General features: G+C 44.2%; 19 protein-coding genes. 9 read left to right on the top strand and 10 right to left on the bottom strand.

What is annotated here, in order from left to right; genetic code table 11:
- The first annotated feature begins 172 nt into the window (after positions 1-172).
- The 6 genes from DYADSP32_RS06725 (at position 173) to DYADSP32_RS06700 (ending at position 4,025) form a co-directional block, all read left to right on the top strand.
- Positions 173-754, top strand: a complete 582-nt coding sequence (locus tag DYADSP32_RS06725; protein ID WP_149243443.1) for a TlpA disulfide reductase family protein — start codon at positions 173-175, stop codon at positions 752-754.
- A gap of 105 nt (positions 755-859) precedes the next feature.
- Positions 860-1,870, top strand: a complete 1,011-nt coding sequence (locus DYADSP32_RS06720) for a c-type cytochrome (RefSeq protein ID WP_414617579.1) — start codon at positions 860-862, stop codon at positions 1,868-1,870.
- Between the two features lie 21 nt (positions 1,871-1,891).
- On the top strand, positions 1,892-2,353 hold the full coding sequence (locus DYADSP32_RS06715; RefSeq protein ID WP_149243444.1) for a DsrE family protein: 462 nt from the start codon (positions 1,892-1,894) through the stop codon (positions 2,351-2,353).
- 47 nt (positions 2,354-2,400) lie between these two features.
- Positions 2,401-3,018 carry a methyltransferase domain-containing protein gene (locus DYADSP32_RS06710; RefSeq protein WP_149243445.1) on the top strand — a complete coding sequence of 206 codons (618 nt, stop codon included), beginning with the start codon at positions 2,401-2,403 and terminating at the stop codon, positions 3,016-3,018.
- Positions 3,019-3,057: 39 nt separating this feature from the next.
- Positions 3,058-3,495: a rhodanese-like domain-containing protein gene (locus DYADSP32_RS06705; protein ID WP_149243446.1), complete on the top strand. Its 438-nt coding sequence runs from the start codon at positions 3,058-3,060 to the stop codon at positions 3,493-3,495.
- 11 nt (positions 3,496-3,506) lie between these two features.
- Complete coding sequence (locus tag DYADSP32_RS06700; protein WP_149243447.1) at positions 3,507-4,025, top strand: TlpA disulfide reductase family protein; 519 nt, start codon at positions 3,507-3,509, stop codon at positions 4,023-4,025.
- A gap of 8 nt (positions 4,026-4,033) precedes the next feature.
- Here the strand turns inward: DYADSP32_RS06700 and DYADSP32_RS06695 are convergent, their stop codons facing one another.
- The 3 genes from DYADSP32_RS06695 to DYADSP32_RS06685 form a co-directional block, all read right to left on the bottom strand.
- Positions 4,034-5,710 carry a bifunctional metallophosphatase/5'-nucleotidase gene (locus DYADSP32_RS06695; RefSeq protein WP_414617578.1) on the bottom strand — a complete coding sequence of 559 codons (1,677 nt, stop codon included), beginning with the start codon at positions 5,708-5,710 and terminating at the stop codon, positions 4,034-4,036.
- A gap of 227 nt (positions 5,711-5,937) precedes the next feature.
- On the bottom strand, positions 5,938-6,378 hold the full coding sequence (locus tag DYADSP32_RS06690) for a DUF3299 domain-containing protein (protein WP_149243448.1): 441 nt from the start codon (positions 6,376-6,378) through the stop codon (positions 5,938-5,940).
- Entirely contained in the window at positions 6,375-6,785 is a 411-nt protein-coding gene (locus DYADSP32_RS06685; RefSeq protein WP_149243449.1) for a hypothetical protein, read from the bottom strand. Before DYADSP32_RS06685 ends, DYADSP32_RS06690 begins: the two co-directional genes overlap by 4 nt.
- Before the next feature lie 73 nt (positions 6,786-6,858).
- Here DYADSP32_RS06685 and DYADSP32_RS06680 point away from each other — a divergent pair, with 73 nt between their 5' ends.
- Together DYADSP32_RS06680 and DYADSP32_RS06675 are read left to right on the top strand one after the other, a co-directional pair.
- Positions 6,859-7,419 (top strand): hypothetical protein, encoded by a 561-nt coding sequence (locus DYADSP32_RS06680; RefSeq protein ID WP_149243450.1) that lies wholly within the window; start codon positions 6,859-6,861, stop codon positions 7,417-7,419.
- Positions 7,420-7,496: 77 nt separating this feature from the next.
- Positions 7,497-8,699: a GTP-binding protein gene (locus DYADSP32_RS06675; protein WP_414617577.1), complete on the top strand. Its 1,203-nt coding sequence runs from the start codon at positions 7,497-7,499 to the stop codon at positions 8,697-8,699.
- A 306-nt stretch (positions 8,700-9,005) separates the two neighbouring features.
- On the opposite strand, the gene DYADSP32_RS06670 is transcribed toward DYADSP32_RS06675, so the two are convergent.
- Entirely contained in the window at positions 9,006-9,899 is an 894-nt protein-coding gene (locus DYADSP32_RS06670) for a cysteine hydrolase family protein (protein ID WP_149243452.1), read from the bottom strand.
- A gap of 221 nt (positions 9,900-10,120) precedes the next feature.
- Between DYADSP32_RS06670 and DYADSP32_RS06665 the strand changes: the two genes are divergently transcribed.
- Entirely contained in the window at positions 10,121-12,223 is a 2,103-nt protein-coding gene (locus DYADSP32_RS06665) for a glycoside hydrolase family 36 protein (protein WP_149243453.1), read from the top strand.
- A gap of 90 nt (positions 12,224-12,313) precedes the next feature.
- Here DYADSP32_RS06665 and DYADSP32_RS06660 read toward each other — a convergent pair whose 3' ends face one another.
- From DYADSP32_RS06660 to DYADSP32_RS06635, 6 genes are all read right to left on the bottom strand, one after another.
- Positions 12,314-12,865, bottom strand: a complete 552-nt coding sequence (locus tag DYADSP32_RS06660) for an ExbD/TolR family protein (protein WP_149243454.1) — start codon at positions 12,863-12,865, stop codon at positions 12,314-12,316.
- A 165-nt stretch (positions 12,866-13,030) separates the two neighbouring features.
- The gene (locus DYADSP32_RS06655; RefSeq protein ID WP_414617576.1) at positions 13,031-13,552 is read right to left on the bottom strand and encodes an SRPBCC family protein; all 522 of its coding nucleotides are present in this window, start codon (positions 13,550-13,552) and stop codon (positions 13,031-13,033) included.
- The gene (locus DYADSP32_RS06650) at positions 13,545-13,712 is read right to left on the bottom strand and encodes a hypothetical protein (RefSeq protein ID WP_414617575.1); all 168 of its coding nucleotides are present in this window, start codon (positions 13,710-13,712) and stop codon (positions 13,545-13,547) included. The genes DYADSP32_RS06655 and DYADSP32_RS06650 overlap by 8 nt, the downstream gene beginning before the upstream one ends.
- 137 nt (positions 13,713-13,849) lie before the next feature.
- Positions 13,850-14,341, bottom strand: a complete 492-nt coding sequence (locus DYADSP32_RS06645) for a hypothetical protein (RefSeq protein WP_414617574.1) — start codon at positions 14,339-14,341, stop codon at positions 13,850-13,852.
- A gap of 623 nt (positions 14,342-14,964) precedes the next feature.
- Positions 14,965-15,384 carry a DUF6326 family protein gene (locus DYADSP32_RS06640; protein ID WP_149243455.1) on the bottom strand — a complete coding sequence of 140 codons (420 nt, stop codon included), beginning with the start codon at positions 15,382-15,384 and terminating at the stop codon, positions 14,965-14,967.
- 10 nt (positions 15,385-15,394) lie between these two features.
- Complete coding sequence (locus DYADSP32_RS06635) at positions 15,395-16,021, bottom strand: hypothetical protein (RefSeq protein ID WP_149243456.1); 627 nt, start codon at positions 16,019-16,021, stop codon at positions 15,395-15,397.
- Between the last annotated feature and the right edge of the window lie 165 nt (positions 16,022-16,186).

Here is a 16,186-nt window from a genome sequence, read left to right as displayed (position 1 = left end):
AGAATTCAACAACAATCTCGTAAGCAAACTGCATGGCGTTCAAGAACAGATTGATCGGCCAGTTGCAATTCAGGAACTTGTTCGTGAAACAATTCAGCTCGGTGCAAAAGCGTCTTAGGGCTGCGAACCGCAGGTTCTAAAAAACGTTTAAAACCAATCAGAATAAATAGTTATGAAAAAGAAATGGTTTTCAGTATCCAATATCATTACGGCTGTGATGGTTATATTTTTAGCGGCCATGGTCATTAGCCCTGAAGTGAAAGCATGGACAATCCAGACGCTGATGAAGGTAGGCCTGTTCCAGCCCAAAATTGACAAACAGCCCAATACAGCTTCTGCAGAAACTTTACCGAATGTTCATTTCCGGGAGGGTGACGGTAAAACGGTTGATCTGGCCTCCCTGAAAGGGAAAGTCGTGTTTATCAATTTCTGGGCCACCTGGTGCCCTCCCTGTATTGCAGAAATGCCCTCGATCAATGCTTTGTATGGCAAATTCAGGGATAACCCAAAAGTCGTTTTTTTAATGGTTGATGTAGATGGGAATGATCTGAAGTCGGACAGTTTCATGAAAAAGCACCATTACGATTTGCAAGTAGTGAGTCCGGCTGGCCAGATACCACCCGTGTTTATGCAGGGGGCGGTTCCCACCACAGTGATCCTGGATAAGGAAGGAAAAATGGTTTACCGTCAGGAAGGAGCGGCGGATTATAACAGTCCGGAGCTGGTGGATATGATCAGTAAGTTGGCTCTTTAGTGCTTTGTGACAAAAGTCACCAATTTTGTTTGATGATTGGATGACATTTGACAAAGCAGTTTGGGACGATTAATTCCCATAAAATATTAGCTTGGGATGTAGATTATGAATAATTTACTGAAAAACAAATCGGGTATAGCCAAGAGAATGAGCCGCACGCTGATGATAGTCATTACATCTTTTTTAGGTAGCACCATTTTTATTGTGATGTTTCCGGGTGTTTTCAGTTCAGGTAAATTTGGCACCAATCACCTGAATGCGAAAGCTCAGACAGGTGAGCCAGTTCTGGCGGTTAAAGACACAGCCGATGCAATGAAATTGATTTTATATGGTAAAGATCTGATCGCCAATACATCCAGATATCTGGGGCCGAAGGGCAGCGTGATGCATATTTCGAATGGGATGAATTGCCAGAATTGTCATCTGGATGCAGGAACCAAGCCAATGGGCAATAACTATACCGCAGTTTACTCAACCTATCCCAAGTACCGGGCAAGATCTGCAAGCACGGAGACGATCGTGAAACGGATATCAGACTGCTTTGAAAGAAGCCTGAACGGGCAAAAGCCTGATAGTTCCAGTAAAGAAATGAAGGCAATGGTGGCTTATATGAAATGGGTAGGGAAGGGCGTGCCGAAAGGCGTTGTTCCCAAAGATGCCGGAATCAGTAAACTTGCTTACCTTGAGCGGGCAGCCGAGCCAAAAGCAGGTGGCGTACTTTATAAGGAAAAGTGTGCGGTCTGTCATGGGGCGAAGGGGCAAGGGGCAATGCAACCGGATGGGAAATCGTTTGTGTACCCGCCTCTGTGGGGAAACCGAAGCTATAACGATGGGGCCGGGCTTTTTAGGGTTGCTTCCTTCGCTGGCTTTATAAAGGATAATATGCCATTCGGAACAAGTCATGAAAATCCTATCCTAACCGATGAGCAGGCCTGGGACCTGGCGGCATTTGTAAATACACAGCCACGGCCTCACAAGGATCAGGCGCTGGACTGGAAAAATCTATCTCAGAAACCAATAGACTTTCCATTTGGGCCTTATTCCGATGCATTTCCGGAAAAGCAACATAAATATGGGCCCTTCAAGCCCATTGCAGCGGCCAGAGCAGTTAAATAACAATCATTCAATTATCTAAAAATGAAAAAGATCGCTTCCGTTTTATTTGCAGCCTCCTTACTGCTTTCAGTTGGCGTCAATGCTCAGATTAAGGGGTTTAACCCAGCCGAGTTCCACGGGGCTGTGGCTGATAAAAAGTTGTACAAGGTTGTCTACCAGCTCAATAGTGACGATGAGAAGGTCATCAAAGCCACCATGAAAAACGTAATGAACGCACTGGAGGATCCACGACTGAAAGGGAAACTTGAAGCAGAGCTTGTTGTCCATGGAGGAGGCGTGGCTGTCTTCAAAAAAGACGGTCCTTATGAAGCGCAGTTAAAGGCATTACAGGCAAAGGGCGTTATTCTGGCACAGTGTGAAAATACACTCAGAGAGCGCAAAATCAGCAAAGATGAGCTCTTTGATTTTATATCCTTTGTTCCCAGTGGCAATGGCGAACTCATTATTCGTCAGCAGCAGGGATGGGCCATGCTGCATCCCTAGAATTTTTCTGGTTTAATAAAAATTCCCGACCTTATTTTAACGTAAAAATGAATCAGTCTTGGGATGAGCGTTATGCGACCGACGAATATATCTACGGGACAGCGCCAAATGTGTGGTTTGCAGAGAATTTGCATGGGCTGAAGCCTGGAAAATTACTTTTGCCGGCCGAAGGTGAAGGTAGAAATGCTGTGTTTGCGGCTACTGAAGGTTGGCATGTAACTGCATTTGATACCAGTGAAGTTGCCAAGAAGAAAGCTCTGCTGCTAGCCGGGAACAATAATGTATCGTTAGATTACAGAGTCGGCGCTCTTGAGGATGTTGTTCTTGAAAATGAAAGTTATGATTGTATTGCGTTGATCTATGCCCACTTTCCATCACGTGAAAGGATCTTATTTACAGCAAATGTGATCGCACGGCTCCATACCGGCGGCACGATTATTTTTGAAGGATTTTCTCCGAGACAGCTTGAATATCAGGCGCTATACCAATCTGGTGGTCCGAAGGATATTGATTTTCTTTCCTCAAAGGAAGAAATCGGATTTTTGTTTAAGGAATTAACCATTACTTACCTTCAGGAAGAAGAGCTCGTTTTGAAGGAAGGTAATATTCATCAGGGTAAAGCGTCTGTTATCAGGATGTTAGCCATTAAAAATGCACTTTTTTGATCCACCTGAATTACAACAATAGTAATTGATTAAACCCCTATGAAACAGCTACAATTAGTGTATGTCATCGTCGTGCTGATGTTTATCTCGCTCTCATCCCAGGCGCAAACGCCCAAAGAACCCTGGAGTGCTTCTGAGCTAATGCCGCCAAAGTTATTGGCAGACCACATTGAACAGGGTAAGAAACCGATGCCACTTGTCCTTAACATAGGTCCACAGGCGGTCATTAAGGGTTCAGTGGACGTGGGCCCGGGTAGCGAAAAGCCCAATATAAAGAAACTCGAAAATTTGCTTTCAAAAGTGGACAAAAACCGGGAGGTGGTTATCTATTGTGGCTGTTGCCCGTTTGACCGCTGTCCTAACATCCGGCCTGCATTTTCCAAAGTGAAGCAGATGGGTTTTAAAAATACGAGGCTGTTGAATATTCCGAAGAATATCAAAACGGACTGGATTGATAAGAATTATCCGGTACAATAAAAGTATTTGAAATGCGCAATGTTAAGTTGTTGATCGGTTTTGCATGTCTGCTCTTTTTCCTGAACAAGGAAAGATCATTGGCTCAAACACCGATAAAAGTGGGGGACATGGCACCCGAAATCGAGCTGCCTACGCCGACGGGTAAAATGGTGTCACTTTCATCCCTAAAAGGAAATGTGGTTCTGATCGATTTTTGGGCATCCTGGTGTGCTCCGTGTATCCAGGAGCAGCCTGAGCTTAAAAAATTATATGCAAAATACCATCGCTCTGGTCAAACGGCTGCTAATCTGGAGATCTATGCAGTGTCTCTGGACAGTAAAAAGGATGCCTGGGAACGGGCTATTAAAAAATTGGGCCTGCCCTGGACACAGGTAAGCGATCTGAAATTCTGGACATCATCAGTGGCTAAAACATACCAACTCGATGGAATACCTTTTAATGTGGTAGTTGACCCAAAAGGGTATATCATAGCTCTGAACCTGCATGGTAAGGATCTGGACCAGTTTTTAAGCAAAAGGGTCGGCAGGTAATTCGCATATTACACAAACTGATAATCAACGCCGGAGACCTGGCTAAGCAAACTTTGAGGACCATCCAAAATCTTTGCATCAGCGCGCAGGGTAGGGGATACCGGTGAATATTCTTTTAGGTATTCTTTCAGCACACTGTGCAGCGTATAGTCGGTATTACGGGCATTTTTAACACCTCTGAGGCGGCAAAGCATGTCCTCGGGATCACCTTCCCGTTCACATGCACAGACGGTGTATTCCCGAAGGGGATCCAAAGGTTCTCCACCGACGGTGACTTGCTGGATTCTTTGGCCCAATTGTTCATAAGCCTTGAACGCTATTTGCATACCTTTAAAACGTATCAGCCAGCCGCCAAAGCGCTTGGAGGCATCCTGGGCAAATACGTTCTGCAGTTCTTTTTCGAGCCATTCCCGGAGTTGTAACCCCGTTGCGGTTGCTGTCCGGACAACAGCGTCTACCGGAAGCATGTCGTACAGGAATCCTTCTGTGATGGCTGCTTTTCCATCTTTTCCCAACGCAAGAGGCGGACAGAATCTGAATCCGTTAGACAGGACAATATCCGTTTTGATTTTGTTTTTCAGCGCATCAACGATCAGGTTGTCAATTGTGTTCTCTACCACAAAGTTCCGGTACAGTGGCAGCGTGCTATATCCAATGATCTGGTTTATTTCTTTTTTAAATGGTTTTTCGATCTCGGTGATCAGGTCGGCGATCTCTTTTTTTGCCGGGTATTTTTGTGGGTCTACCTCAATCAGTTCGTAGTCTTCACGCTGAATTTTTCCATCTTTTACCTTCAGATCAAGCCGGCCAATAAATGAACCAAAGGCACCCGGTTCTACGATTTTGGTATATTTTGTCTGTATTGGTCTGCGGATCCTTTCATGCGTGTCCGCACCAAAAATGTAGTTGACGCCTTCACAATCCGGATGATTACCCAGAGCGATCTGCTGCGACAGTCCCAGGTGCGATAAAATGATAATAAAGTCGCATTGTTCCTGTTCCCTTAGCACCGTTACATAGTTTTTGAGATTCTCTTCGGGCTTTGTATAAACAATCCCTTTGCTGTACAGCGGCGACTGTCGCAAGGGCACAAGGGGGTCGGTATAACCCAGAAATCCTATTTTAATGCCTAAGCGGTGCATGATCTGGTAAGGCTGAAAGATCAGTTCACCTTTTTTACCGTCACCTATATCATGATACATGTTGGCGCAAATTTTGGGGGCGAGCAGTCCCCCCATCAGTTTTTGCATATTCTTTTTGTAATAAACCACTTCCCAGTTTCCGGGTAGATATAAGTCGTAGTTCAAGGCATTTAATAACGGTACAAACGCATGGCCATTTGTTTTTACAGAAAGCAGACTGCCCTGAAACATGTCGCCCGTGTCAACTGCAATGGTATTATTCGGGTTTTCCATTTTTAGTGCATCCAGTGCGGCGGCCAGATGGGCATAGCCTCCCGTCTTCCGAAATACCACCTTTCCGTTTTCCCAGAACAATTCATCATGGCTATGGAGCTGGCAATGCACGTCTGTGGTCTGTAGGAGCGTTACCGTGCCGCTTTGTGAACCATCAGGCTTTTCCATGCGCATACTTTTTTTATCCTCAAACAATAATGAGGTGGAACTTCCAGCAGCAGCCGTGGCAAAAATGCCGGATTGTATGAATTTTCGTCTTGATTGCATCATTAGGTCCATTAGGGATAACCAGGTGTCTGGTCAATAATTGGCTAAACTTATCTAAAAGATCAGATATCCTATGTGACATTAGGCACATAGCGAAAGAATATAAGTTATCCCCACCAAAAATATGAGCAGGGTCTAATAAGAAAATTGTCATGATCATTTGTAATGAATGGCTGTGAGGCATCCTGTTGATCACGTTTACTGTCGTCAAGTATGCTCTCGTAGTGCAGTCATTTAACCAAATGGGCGTCCTGAAGAATATAATTGAGGTGCTCAACATTGTCGGGGTTCAATAGCAATTTGCCACTGACGGTCTTAACCGCATCGGTCTTGAATCTCAATTTCTTATCTTTCATTTGCAGTTCAATAATAGATTCCGGACCGGCTCCACCGCAGAAAAAGCACATGGCCATGGGTTGGGCCGATATAACATAGATGTTGTTTTCTTCATCAACCGGTATCATATAGCCGCGGATCTGAACCTCTTTACCCTTTAATGCGGTCACTGCCGGACCGAAAGTGGGGTATAGAAAATACATGTTTACTTGCTTGTTAAATTTTCGGTCAAATTTCACGTCGGTCAACCGTTTCCAATTGATCAAAATCGGAGTATCTGTCTGATTCAAAAGTACTACATAGGACAAAAGGCCTGTAAACAGAAGCGTTTTCATGGTTGCTCAATTTTTTTTTCGAGGGCGTCAACTTGTGCTTTAACGGATATAATGGCTTCTCTGGCACGGATCTGATAATCAAGCATAGACGGTTCGGTCATTTGAGGTGCTGGTTTGTGATCGTGATGCCCGGCATGACCATGTTGATGTTCAAAACCGGGGACCTCTACCACGGCCTCTTCCCACAGCCTGATCAACTTATTTAAACTGTCGATTTCGACAACCGATACGGAATCCTGGTGCTTTTGCCGAAGTGAGAGAAGGGTTTTTTCCAGATCTTCCGCTATTGCGAAAGCTTCCAGATGTACCGTATAAGCCTGTTTTAAAATATCCTTCTTGTCCCCGCTGGCGCATCCGGCTAACGACAAACAGAAAATGGTCACAGTCAGGTAAAGAATCGCTTTCATGTTAATGAACTTATGTAAATGCAACAATGTTGCAAATATTATCAAAAAGAATGAACATTCATCTATTTACCTTATGATTATCAAGTCTATCTCATCGTTATCCGTTGTAGTAATCCTCTCTTTTGCCCATGTGGCCTGCTGCCTGATGCCATTGTTTGCAATTGCCAGTGGCTCAGTGCCCTATTTTTATGCTTTGAAGCCATACGTTGCCTTGTTCACCGGAATGCAGCTATTTATGGTGCTTTTCATTGGCATACGACTGGCCCTGGCGTTTGTGGGCAGAGCCCGTTTTCACACGCAATTGGAAAAGGTATCCTATCAAATCGGAATGATGGTGGCGGTTACAGCCGTGGTCATAGGGCATTTCGAGCCTTTTAAAACGGAAAATCAAAAAATTGCTGAGCAGCAGTTCCAGTTCTTTAAATCGCATCGCAGTCTGCACCTGGATATTGCCGGAAGCTACGATTCAGAGCTGTTGAGAAGTGATATCTCAAAGATCAGAGGGATTAGAAGCAGCAGAATCCCGGATGAGCAGAATACTTTTTCAATAACCTATCAAATTGACCTGATCTCAAAGGCCCAGGTACTGCATATATTACGACAAAACGGATATGATGTAACAATACAGGAATAAATATATGCAACAATGATGCATTTGATACTTAATTTTTATATTTGCAACTATGTTGCAAATATAAAAAAACCATGAATATGAGAAAATTGCCCGTAACTGTATTGAGCGGATTTTTGGGAGCCGGAAAAACAACACTGCTCAATCACATTCTGCATAATAAGGAAGGACTGAAAGTAGCCGTGATCGTGAATGACATGAGCGAGATCAACATTGACGCACAGCTTGTGAAAAATGAAAATACACTGAGCAGGACGGAAGAGCGGCTGGTGGAAATGTCCAACGGGTGCATCTGCTGCACACTCCGCGAAGATCTGATGGTGGAGGTAGAGAAACTGGCGAAGGAAAACCGTTTCGATTATTTGTTAATTGAAAGCACCGGAATCTCTGAGCCCGTCCCTATTGCCCAGACGTTCAGTTTCGTAGACGAAGCGAATGGGGTCGATCTTTCAAAATGGGCTGCGATCGACTGCATGGTAACCGTGGTGGATGCCCTGAATTTTGCCAAAGATTTTGGCTCGCAGGATACGGTTGTGAGCCGGCAGCTGAATGAAGATGAAACCGATACACGTACCATTGTCAACCTGCTTACCGATCAGATCGAGTTTGCAGATGTGATTATCCTGAACAAATCGGATTTGGTCTCCAAGAAAGATCTGAAAGAACTTCACGCAATCATCAACGCTTTGAATCCGACTGCTAAAATTATTGAAAGCTCTTTTTGCAGAATTGCTCCAAAGGATATTCTGAACACGGGCTTGTTTGATTACGAAAAAGCGGAGCAGTCTGCCGGCTGGATCCAGGAGCTCAGCAAAGTGGACAATGGGGGACATGTGCCGGAAACGGAAGAGTATGGCATCAGCTCCTTCGTGTTCCGTGATGTGCGCCCTTTCCATCCGAAGCGTTTCTGGGACTATATCTCTCACAACTGGCCTGCGGGTGTCATCCGTAGCAAAGGACTTTTCTGGATTGCATCAAGACAAAATGATGCGCTGAACTGGAGCCAGGCGGGTGGTTCGGTCCGTGCCGAGTCGGCAGGTGTCTGGTGGGCAACTATGCCTTTGGGGCAACGCATGCATTATCAGGCGTATATGGATAATCGTGAAGCTATTGAATCCCGTTGGGGGCGCTTCGGCGACCGGCAAAATGAGCTGGTGTTCATCGGTCAGGATCTGGATAGGGATCTGATCATTGCCGAACTCGGAGCATGCCTGTGCAGCCCGGGGGAGATCGTGCAAATGGAGAAAGGGCTAAAATTCGTAGATCCGTTTCCGGTATTGTAGTATCCTTGAAGATTCGTGAAATCCAGGCGGGAAACACAATTTAGAAGGAGGCTCTTACGAGACTGTTGCTGTATTCTCCACAATACACTTAATGAGAACTGGTTGGGCGAATCAATTGGGGCATCTGCATTTATCCGGGGTGCCAATATCAAACGAGTATCAGTCGCTGGTCATTGTTTGGGTTCAGACAATGACCAAATGCCTGACCTGGACTATGAAGTGTATAAGTTGGTTGAGTTCGGTATCCCAGTTGTTTTCCCATTCTTCCTCCTTCATGACCACAGAGAAGAAATGCCGAATAGAAAGTCAACTAAATCCGGCGATCATCTCGTCGGAGGTCACCGAGTATTGGCCAAACATTTCCAGGTGAAGGATAGCTCCGTGTGTCTGGCTCATGGTTGCTTGTGTTTCCCGTGTTTCCATTCCGGTGGTACAGTCACGCACCAACAAGACCTGATAGCCCTTTTCACTCATTTTGATGGTGGCGTAATCGTTTCTAAGTACACACGCGTTGGTATTGAAGCCGGCAAAAAATAGAAAAAGAATGCCTTTCTGTTTACAATAAAGATGTAGTTCATCGCCGGTTGCAATTACGGCCTCCTTTGTTGTGGGTGCGACTTTGGGATGAATTCGAAGTGTGGGCAAATTCTGTCTTTCCTTTTCGCGTGGCTCTGTAGGGCGCCGATAGGCCGCAAAAGGCCCGTTTAGCGACCTGAAATCTGCCGGCGGCCAATCTGCATGCAATTGGCGTGGCTGATTTATTGGAAGATTGATCCAGTTCGGATGGGCGTGTGCGGTGGGGGCTGAAGGCGTATGTATCACTTCCATACCTGATTTCCGGCAGGCTGTGATGAGCGGAACCAGCTTATTGTCAATGATTTCCTCTGATCGTTCCTCCGTATCTTTCAGGTAATGTCGCTGCCACACATCCACAAGCACCAGGGCCGTCTGAGCCAGCGGGATCTTCCAGTCCAGATGGCTGTAAGAAGTATTGGTTTCCACCCATTCAATACCGGGGTCTACATGCCAACGATGATAACGGGGAGCGACATGTATGCTTCCGGCCGAACCTGATGCGGTGATATGTTTCAAATTCTTGGTTTTTGAACTATCAGGAACAAAATCCGTCATCCCCAGCATTGTTCCAGCAAGTGTGCTTTTCTTAATAAATTCGCGTCGTGAGGCTTTGTTATGGGGCATAGGAATGGGGTGTTGCTTTTTCAAAAAGCAAATTAAGGATTTTTAGTTATTTTCAAATCATGGAATACTCAGTAGCCATGCACGAAAACGGTAATTTGGTTCAGAATGGTGGGAGGGAGTAAAGGTTAGGGTGGGTTGTACCATACAGCCTGTGTTCGCCGTTTGAGTAGGAAATGTGGAAAATACGCTTAGAATGAAATTCCACTGTTAAACGACCTCCAATGATTTTCAACTTTACCTATCATTTGCGAAAGAAATACGGGCGCTTTTTTCCGGGAATTTTTGCTCAGGTACTTGTTCTGCTAATCTGTGTGTTTTCTTACCTTTCAGCCATCGCCGACGAGGGGCCAAAACCTGGGAAGGGGCAACTGGACGCCTGGATTACAGCACAGTTTGCCAAAGGAAAGACACCTCCCTTTTCATTCGTATATGGAGGGAAGGATTCGGGTTCTTTTATAAAAAAATGGAAGTATACCGCTGAACGTAAAAAGAAGCGTGAAGACGTTTCGGAGTATGTATTTTCTTATTCAGAAGGTAGCTCGGGATTGGTAGTGGTGTGCAGGGTGACAGGTTTCCACCAGTTTCAGGCTGTGGAGTGGAAACTGGAATTTACCAATAAGGCACCGGCCAAATCGCCCCTGATTGAGAAGGTAAATGCGGTTGATCAGCGATTTGATTACAAAAAGGATGGTCTATTTACACTGCATTATGCCAAAGGCTCGGATGCGAAAAAAGCCGACTTCGCTGCGGTAGACAGTGCGCTGGCAGCAGGAAGCAAAATATACCTCACCACGGGTTCGGGCAGATCTTCCGATCAGTCTGCATTTCCTTTCTTCAACGTCGAAACGGCAAGTCAGAAGGGTATCGTGGTAGGTATCGGCTGGACTGGCAAGTGGTTCTCACAACTGGAAAGGGCCAGCGACGGTAAAAGTCTGAACCTGAAGGCAGGTATGGAGCGTGTGAAACTGAGGCTTTTGGCGGGTGAATCGATCCGTACGCCAATGGTAAGTATGCTTTTCTGGGAGGGCACCGACAGGATGATCGGACATAATCATTTCAGGCAGTTTGTTCTGGCACACCATTCCAGAAAAATAAATGGGAAGTTTGCCGAATATCCACTTTCTGGGGGCTTCAACTGGGGTGATCCGCCTCCGTGCAATGAATACAGCTGCCTTACCGAGGATTACGCCATTGCCCTGGTTAAGCGATACAAACAATTCGGGATTGTGCCGGAGGTTTTTTGGTTGGATGCCGGCTGGTACACGGGCTGCGGTATGCAGAAAGGTGGGCAGTGGCACGAAAACGTAGGTAACTGGACCGTGGACAAAGATCGTTTCCCGAACGGACTGAAGCCCATCTCGGACGCCGTGCTTGAGGTGGGAGCGAAATTCATGGTCTGGTTTGAACCTGAACGGGTGCACAAAGGAACTCAGATTGAAAAAGAGCATCCAGAGTTTCTTCTTTCGCATCCCAAAAAAGGAGATCATTTGTTTAACTTAGGTGATCCAAATGCGCGTTTGTGGATGACCGATCACATCAGCGATCTCATTTCAAAGGGCGGGATTGACTATTACCGGCAGGATTTCAATATGGATCCCATGCCGTATTGGGAAATCGCCGATGCACCGGATCGGATCGGAATGGCGGAGATCAGGCACATTGAAGGATTGTACGCGTTTTGGGACAGTTTGTTGGTACGCTTTCCGAAATTGCTGATCGACAATTGCGCAAGCGGAGGACGCCGACTGGATATGGAAACAACTTCACGGAGCGCGCCATTGTGGCGGACTGATTATCATTATGGTGAACCCAATGGTTATCAGAACCACACCTACGGCCTCAATTTTTATCTTCCCCTGCATGGCACAGGTGTATTCGCCAAGGCAGATCCGTACACGTTCCGGTCGAGCCTGAGTAGTGCGATGGTGCTCAACTGGAAAATAACAGGCAATGAGGTCACGATACCGGATATGCAGCGGTCGGTCAAAGATTTTAAAAGATTACGACCTTACTACTATGGCGACTATTACCCGCTTACGGGTATTGGTGATAATACCGGAGATGCCGTGTGGCTTGCCTACCAGCTGCACCGACCGAATGTGAACGATGGTATCATCGTAGCGTTTCGCCGATCTGCGAACGAACAGGAATCCATTGTGGTGAAACCCGGTGGACTGGATCCAATGGCAAACTACGAATGGTTTAATGAAGATACCGGTGAAAAGTTCGTTATGACGGGGACAAAGCTGAGCGACGGTGTAACTTTAAGAATTAAAAATAAACCAGGGTCAGGATTGATCAGTTACAGGAAATTGGACAAGTGATTTTTAAGCTATTACCTTGGTTTCCCTCTGACCGGATGGCAGAAAGGAAACCAGGTTTAGTGCAAATGATTGTACACAGAGATTAATTATTCACTCCTTTTCCATTATCCGATCTCTAAGAATTCCTTTTTCAGAGTCGGTAAGTTCATCAACCAGGGCGTAACGTCTGGTTTTGGTGATTGTCATTTCATCCAGGGCGTCTACCATGTTTTTATAATTGGAGAGCGCCAGGGGTTTAATAACAACAACAAGTCCTTCCGTATCGGGTTTCATAGAACGCACGCGCCGTTGTGCCGCAAAAATTACACTTCTTAAGCCATCACCCTGACGTGTTGATTTTAAAGAATACCGCGCTTGATCCTCCGATGCCGCTATGCCGTCCAGGTAGTAAATGTCCCCGTCAGCACCAAGAAATAGGGTTAGTACACCAGATGCTTTCAGAGGTTGTTTTTCTTCCACTGTTTTAGCAGGAAAAAAAACGGACATTGCCGTTGGTTTGGTCATTGTAGTAGCAAGCATGAAGAACGTAATCAGAAGAAAACCGAGGTCCACCATCGGTGTCATGTCTACACGTGTCGAGATGGTTTTGTTTTTTACTTTACCATCGCCATGCATGTTCTTGGGTTCTTCAATTGCAGCCATGTGAATAGGTAAGTTAATGGTGATAAATTTTTTTTGAACTTTACTTCCAAGCCGGCCGCCGCGTAAGGAAATCACGCGGAAAGGTTGATGTGTTATAACAACTCAAATATATAAATAAATTATATATAAATTTGATGACATTATATTTTTATAGTCATGGAATTTTTAGTTTTTAATTTCTACTGACTTTTTCATCAAATCCAGTCCTTTCTGATTCATTTTTTCCATGTCCGATTTGACTCCAAAAATCCACATGAAGAAGGCACTCACCAAATCAGACTTTACTCTGAAAACTTGTTTTACTTCAATTCCGTTACTGGTTTCGGTAAAGTAATAGTCGAAAGTAGGTTTGGCAGTAAATGGTTTTTGAATATCACATTTCATTCCTACAAACTTCAATTCGTCAATTTTTGTGATTTCTTGAAAACCCATGTCTTTTCCGCCATTTCCATCCCAGTGGTACTGCGCACCTACTGTGCCGTCTGTTCCCTTGACCTCATATTTTTGAGCCGGGTCTGCTGCCAAAAAGGGCGACCATTTCGGGAAATTTTTCAGGTATCGTACATTATTGAAGACCTCCTCTTTCGGGCCTTTTATGCTTACCGACTTGACGATTTCAATAGTAGTAAGATCGCTGGCTTTATAGAAGCCAAACCCAATATACGCCACCAGGGTGTTCCTAACCACTTTCCAGAAAATAGTAGAATTTGGCCGTGGCACCTTCCGGAATCAGAAAGTCGTTCTTCGCAAATTCGACACGTTCGTACTGACTAAATACGATTTCTAAATCTTCTTTTTTGAAGTTTTCGGGGTTGAATATTTTGCTTAGGAAATGATTGTCAGTCAACTATGCAATTTTTTGTCTGTATTCTATTCGTGTGATTACTGCTAAAGTTATAGGCTTTGTGCAGTTGGGGTACTACCGGGAATAGCTTTAAATTCGAATACAAAGAGCACAAAATCAGTATGTTAGTGTTTCTTTGCTTATGTTTTTTGTCCTCCGGATTTTATTTGTCTAAAATCTTCATATTTGGTAAAATGCTCTAATCCTAAAACCAACAGCACCGAGCTTATAACATATACTTTCTGCATAATGATTGATAAACCCAAATAACCTAAGCCAAAAAGGGAAAAGAAACCATAATAAGTCAATAAGCAAATAATACAGCAGAATTTAAGTAAATGAAGTTTAGATCTTAGGATAAATACAGTGATAATAAATAAACCAGTCAAGGTTAAAATGATCGATATTGTTCCCAGGTCATGCAAGGGTGTTGCGATTAAGAAAATTAATACAATGTCGGTAGCGCCTATAAATTTTAAAATATTAGCCCACGGTATTGAAGACATCTTTTTTGATATATTGATAAAAAAAATTCCATAACCAGCGGAGTGGAATGCCATTCCAATAATTGCCCAGATCCGGCCGGAGTTTTCTGAGCCATTTATCGCGGTCGTTGCAAATAAATTGCTCATGAAATTTTTCGACCAGTCAAACCCGATAGAATTTTTGTCAAACATCGAGCCGCCCGGATACGCCAAAGTTGCTATTAATATGAATATCACTGAGGTAATCAGGCATAGCAAAACCGAATACTTCTTAATCATCTGTAATGTTCTGGTCAATAACGAGTGATGTAGAGAGTTATGGCAAAGTCGTTCGCAATTACGGATAAAGCCCTTGGGCTATACGAAGTGCGCCTTTGGGGACTGTGAGGTACAAGATAAATTTTATTGTGCAGTTTGCAAAACCGACAGTTAGACGAATGTCATGTGGGATGCTGTGGTGGAATACTAGGAAAGATACACCCATAAGTAAAGATGGGTCACTGGGGTTTTTGTACAGCACCTGCAAACGCCAAGAGTTCAGCAAACCGTTGGCTAGCCTTGGTATAAATACAAGGCAAGGGACCACGGAAACCATCGAATTTCCGAAAGTGCCCCTGCTGTATGGCGGTAATATGTTGACCGTGAAGGTGTTTCTGTATGTCTCTATTATTTGTTAAAACAGCTTTCTTAATCCACTGTCCTATTACTAAAAATTAAATCCGAAATGCAGGCCTGGTTCCCCGTTAATTGTGTTCGCTTGTCAGCTATTTTCAAGTTTCAATCCTAGGCCACTTCCATGCATAAAAGATAATCAGACAAAGAAGGACTACTTCGACGACGGCTCCGTACACCATGTGCATCCAAGCTTCACCTGCCAGATTAAACAGGGAATAGGGAATATACGCCATAGCAATAATGATATTGGTCGTCCGATTTACTTTTGCAGGCAAGGCCACAGAAAGGAAAATCATTAGCGCCGGAATGGTCACTGAGACGAGTGCTCCCAAAAGAAATCCTTGCGTAATATCAAATACAAACACCCTCCCTGTCAGAATACTTTTTATCTTGCCCGGCATGTACAAGGCGAAATAATCAACATAGATATAGAGAAACATAAAACTCGCCCACAACGTAGCGAGCTTCAGTTTCAAACTAACCTTCATGTCTTCCAGTGTTTTTTGTGTATTCATAATTGATCGACTAAAAATTAAACCCAAAATGAAATCCCGGTTCGCCGAAAATGAATTTCGACCATTTGTCGTCTAACTGTTTGAATCCATCAGGCAATTTTGTGTGATGTGCACGGTGCGTAATGGCAATGGATGGTTGAATAAAAAATCTGTCCTTAAAAAATTTGATGTGATAACCAACGCGGTATGTATTGAAAATCTGGAAACCATTGTCAATTTTTTTGCCTTTGTCGTTTACAAACGTTTGTAAAGAAGGCATCACATTCAGTTCGGCGTACAAACCTTTCCACAAAAACCGTTGGTAAGCCACTGATAAGCCATACTCACGAACATATCCCGGAAATTCTTCTTCCGGCTTTCCGTACGCTTTGTTAAAAAATGGGTGAATACCATTCGGCCAGGCATATTTCCAAGTTTTTGGTTCTAAGGTAATTACATCTTTTCCCGTAATCCGATAACCCAAATTGAGTTGTGCGAAGTTGGGCGGATTCGTAGAAGACAGATTGCCCAATAAAAACACAGAGCTGCCAATGAACCACCGTTTGTAAGTGCTGTCTGTTTTAGTATATTGTGCCTGGAGGTGGAGCGTGCTTGCCATCATGATGACAAAACCAATGAATAAAATTCTCTTTTGCATTTCTTTCCTTTTTATGTTAAACGATACTGCAAAAGTAGATTTGCTCCAGACCTGAAATCGTTCACTTAAGTTAAAAAATGAAGTTGCAATTTGATTTTTTTAAATCCTTGCTCCTGGTTTGCCCGATGATTGAGGATTAATCCCGATAACTCGCTATTTGGTGCT

Origin of the sequence: Dyadobacter sp. 32 (genome assembly GCF_902506755.1) — a bacterium.
Lineage (GTDB): Bacteria > Bacteroidota > Bacteroidia > Cytophagales > Spirosomataceae > Dyadobacter.
The sequence above is the reverse complement of the archived record's forward strand: the minus strand, read 5'-3'. Positions and strand labels throughout refer to the sequence as shown.

Bases quoted from the DNA above. Each gene is read 5' to 3' on its own strand.
- DYADSP32_RS06665 (WP_149243453.1), top strand. From the start codon at position 10,121: ATGATTTTCAACTTTACCTATCATTTGCGAAAGAAATACGGGCGCTTT.
- DYADSP32_RS06700 (WP_149243447.1), top strand. From the start codon at position 3,507: ATGCGCAATGTTAAGTTGTTGATCGGTTTTGCATGTCTGCTCTTTTTC.
- DYADSP32_RS06710 (WP_149243445.1), top strand. From the start codon at position 2,401: ATGAATCAGTCTTGGGATGAGCGTTATGCGACCGACGAATATATCTAC.
- DYADSP32_RS06675 (WP_414617577.1), top strand. From the start codon at position 7,497: ATGAGAAAATTGCCCGTAACTGTATTGAGCGGATTTTTGGGAGCCGGA.
- DYADSP32_RS06705 (WP_149243446.1), top strand. From the start codon at position 3,058: ATGAAACAGCTACAATTAGTGTATGTCATCGTCGTGCTGATGTTTATC.
- DYADSP32_RS06670 (WP_149243452.1), bottom strand. From the start codon at position 9,899: ATGCCCCATAACAAAGCCTCACGACGCGAATTTATTAAGAAAAGCACA.
- DYADSP32_RS06645 (WP_414617574.1), bottom strand. From the start codon at position 14,341: ATGAGCAATTTATTTGCAACGACCGCGATAAATGGCTCAGAAAACTCC.
- DYADSP32_RS06695 (WP_414617578.1), bottom strand. From the start codon at position 5,710: ATGATGCAATCAAGACGAAAATTCATACAATCCGGCATTTTTGCCACG.
- DYADSP32_RS06660 (WP_149243454.1), bottom strand. From the start codon at position 12,865: ATGGCTGCAATTGAAGAACCCAAGAACATGCATGGCGATGGTAAAGTA.
- DYADSP32_RS06685 (WP_149243449.1), bottom strand. From the start codon at position 6,785: ATGAAAGCGATTCTTTACCTGACTGTGACCATTTTCTGTTTGTCGTTA.
- DYADSP32_RS06715 (WP_149243444.1), top strand. From the start codon at position 1,892: ATGAAAAAGATCGCTTCCGTTTTATTTGCAGCCTCCTTACTGCTTTCA.
- DYADSP32_RS06640 (WP_149243455.1), bottom strand. From the start codon at position 15,384: ATGAATACACAAAAAACACTGGAAGACATGAAGGTTAGTTTGAAACTG.
- DYADSP32_RS06690 (WP_149243448.1), bottom strand. From the start codon at position 6,378: ATGAAAACGCTTCTGTTTACAGGCCTTTTGTCCTATGTAGTACTTTTG.
- DYADSP32_RS06720 (WP_414617579.1), top strand. From the start codon at position 860: ATGAATAATTTACTGAAAAACAAATCGGGTATAGCCAAGAGAATGAGC.
- DYADSP32_RS06725 (WP_149243443.1), top strand. From the start codon at position 173: ATGAAAAAGAAATGGTTTTCAGTATCCAATATCATTACGGCTGTGATG.
- DYADSP32_RS06680 (WP_149243450.1), top strand. From the start codon at position 6,859: ATGATTATCAAGTCTATCTCATCGTTATCCGTTGTAGTAATCCTCTCT.
- DYADSP32_RS06635 (WP_149243456.1), bottom strand. From the start codon at position 16,021: ATGCAAAAGAGAATTTTATTCATTGGTTTTGTCATCATGATGGCAAGC.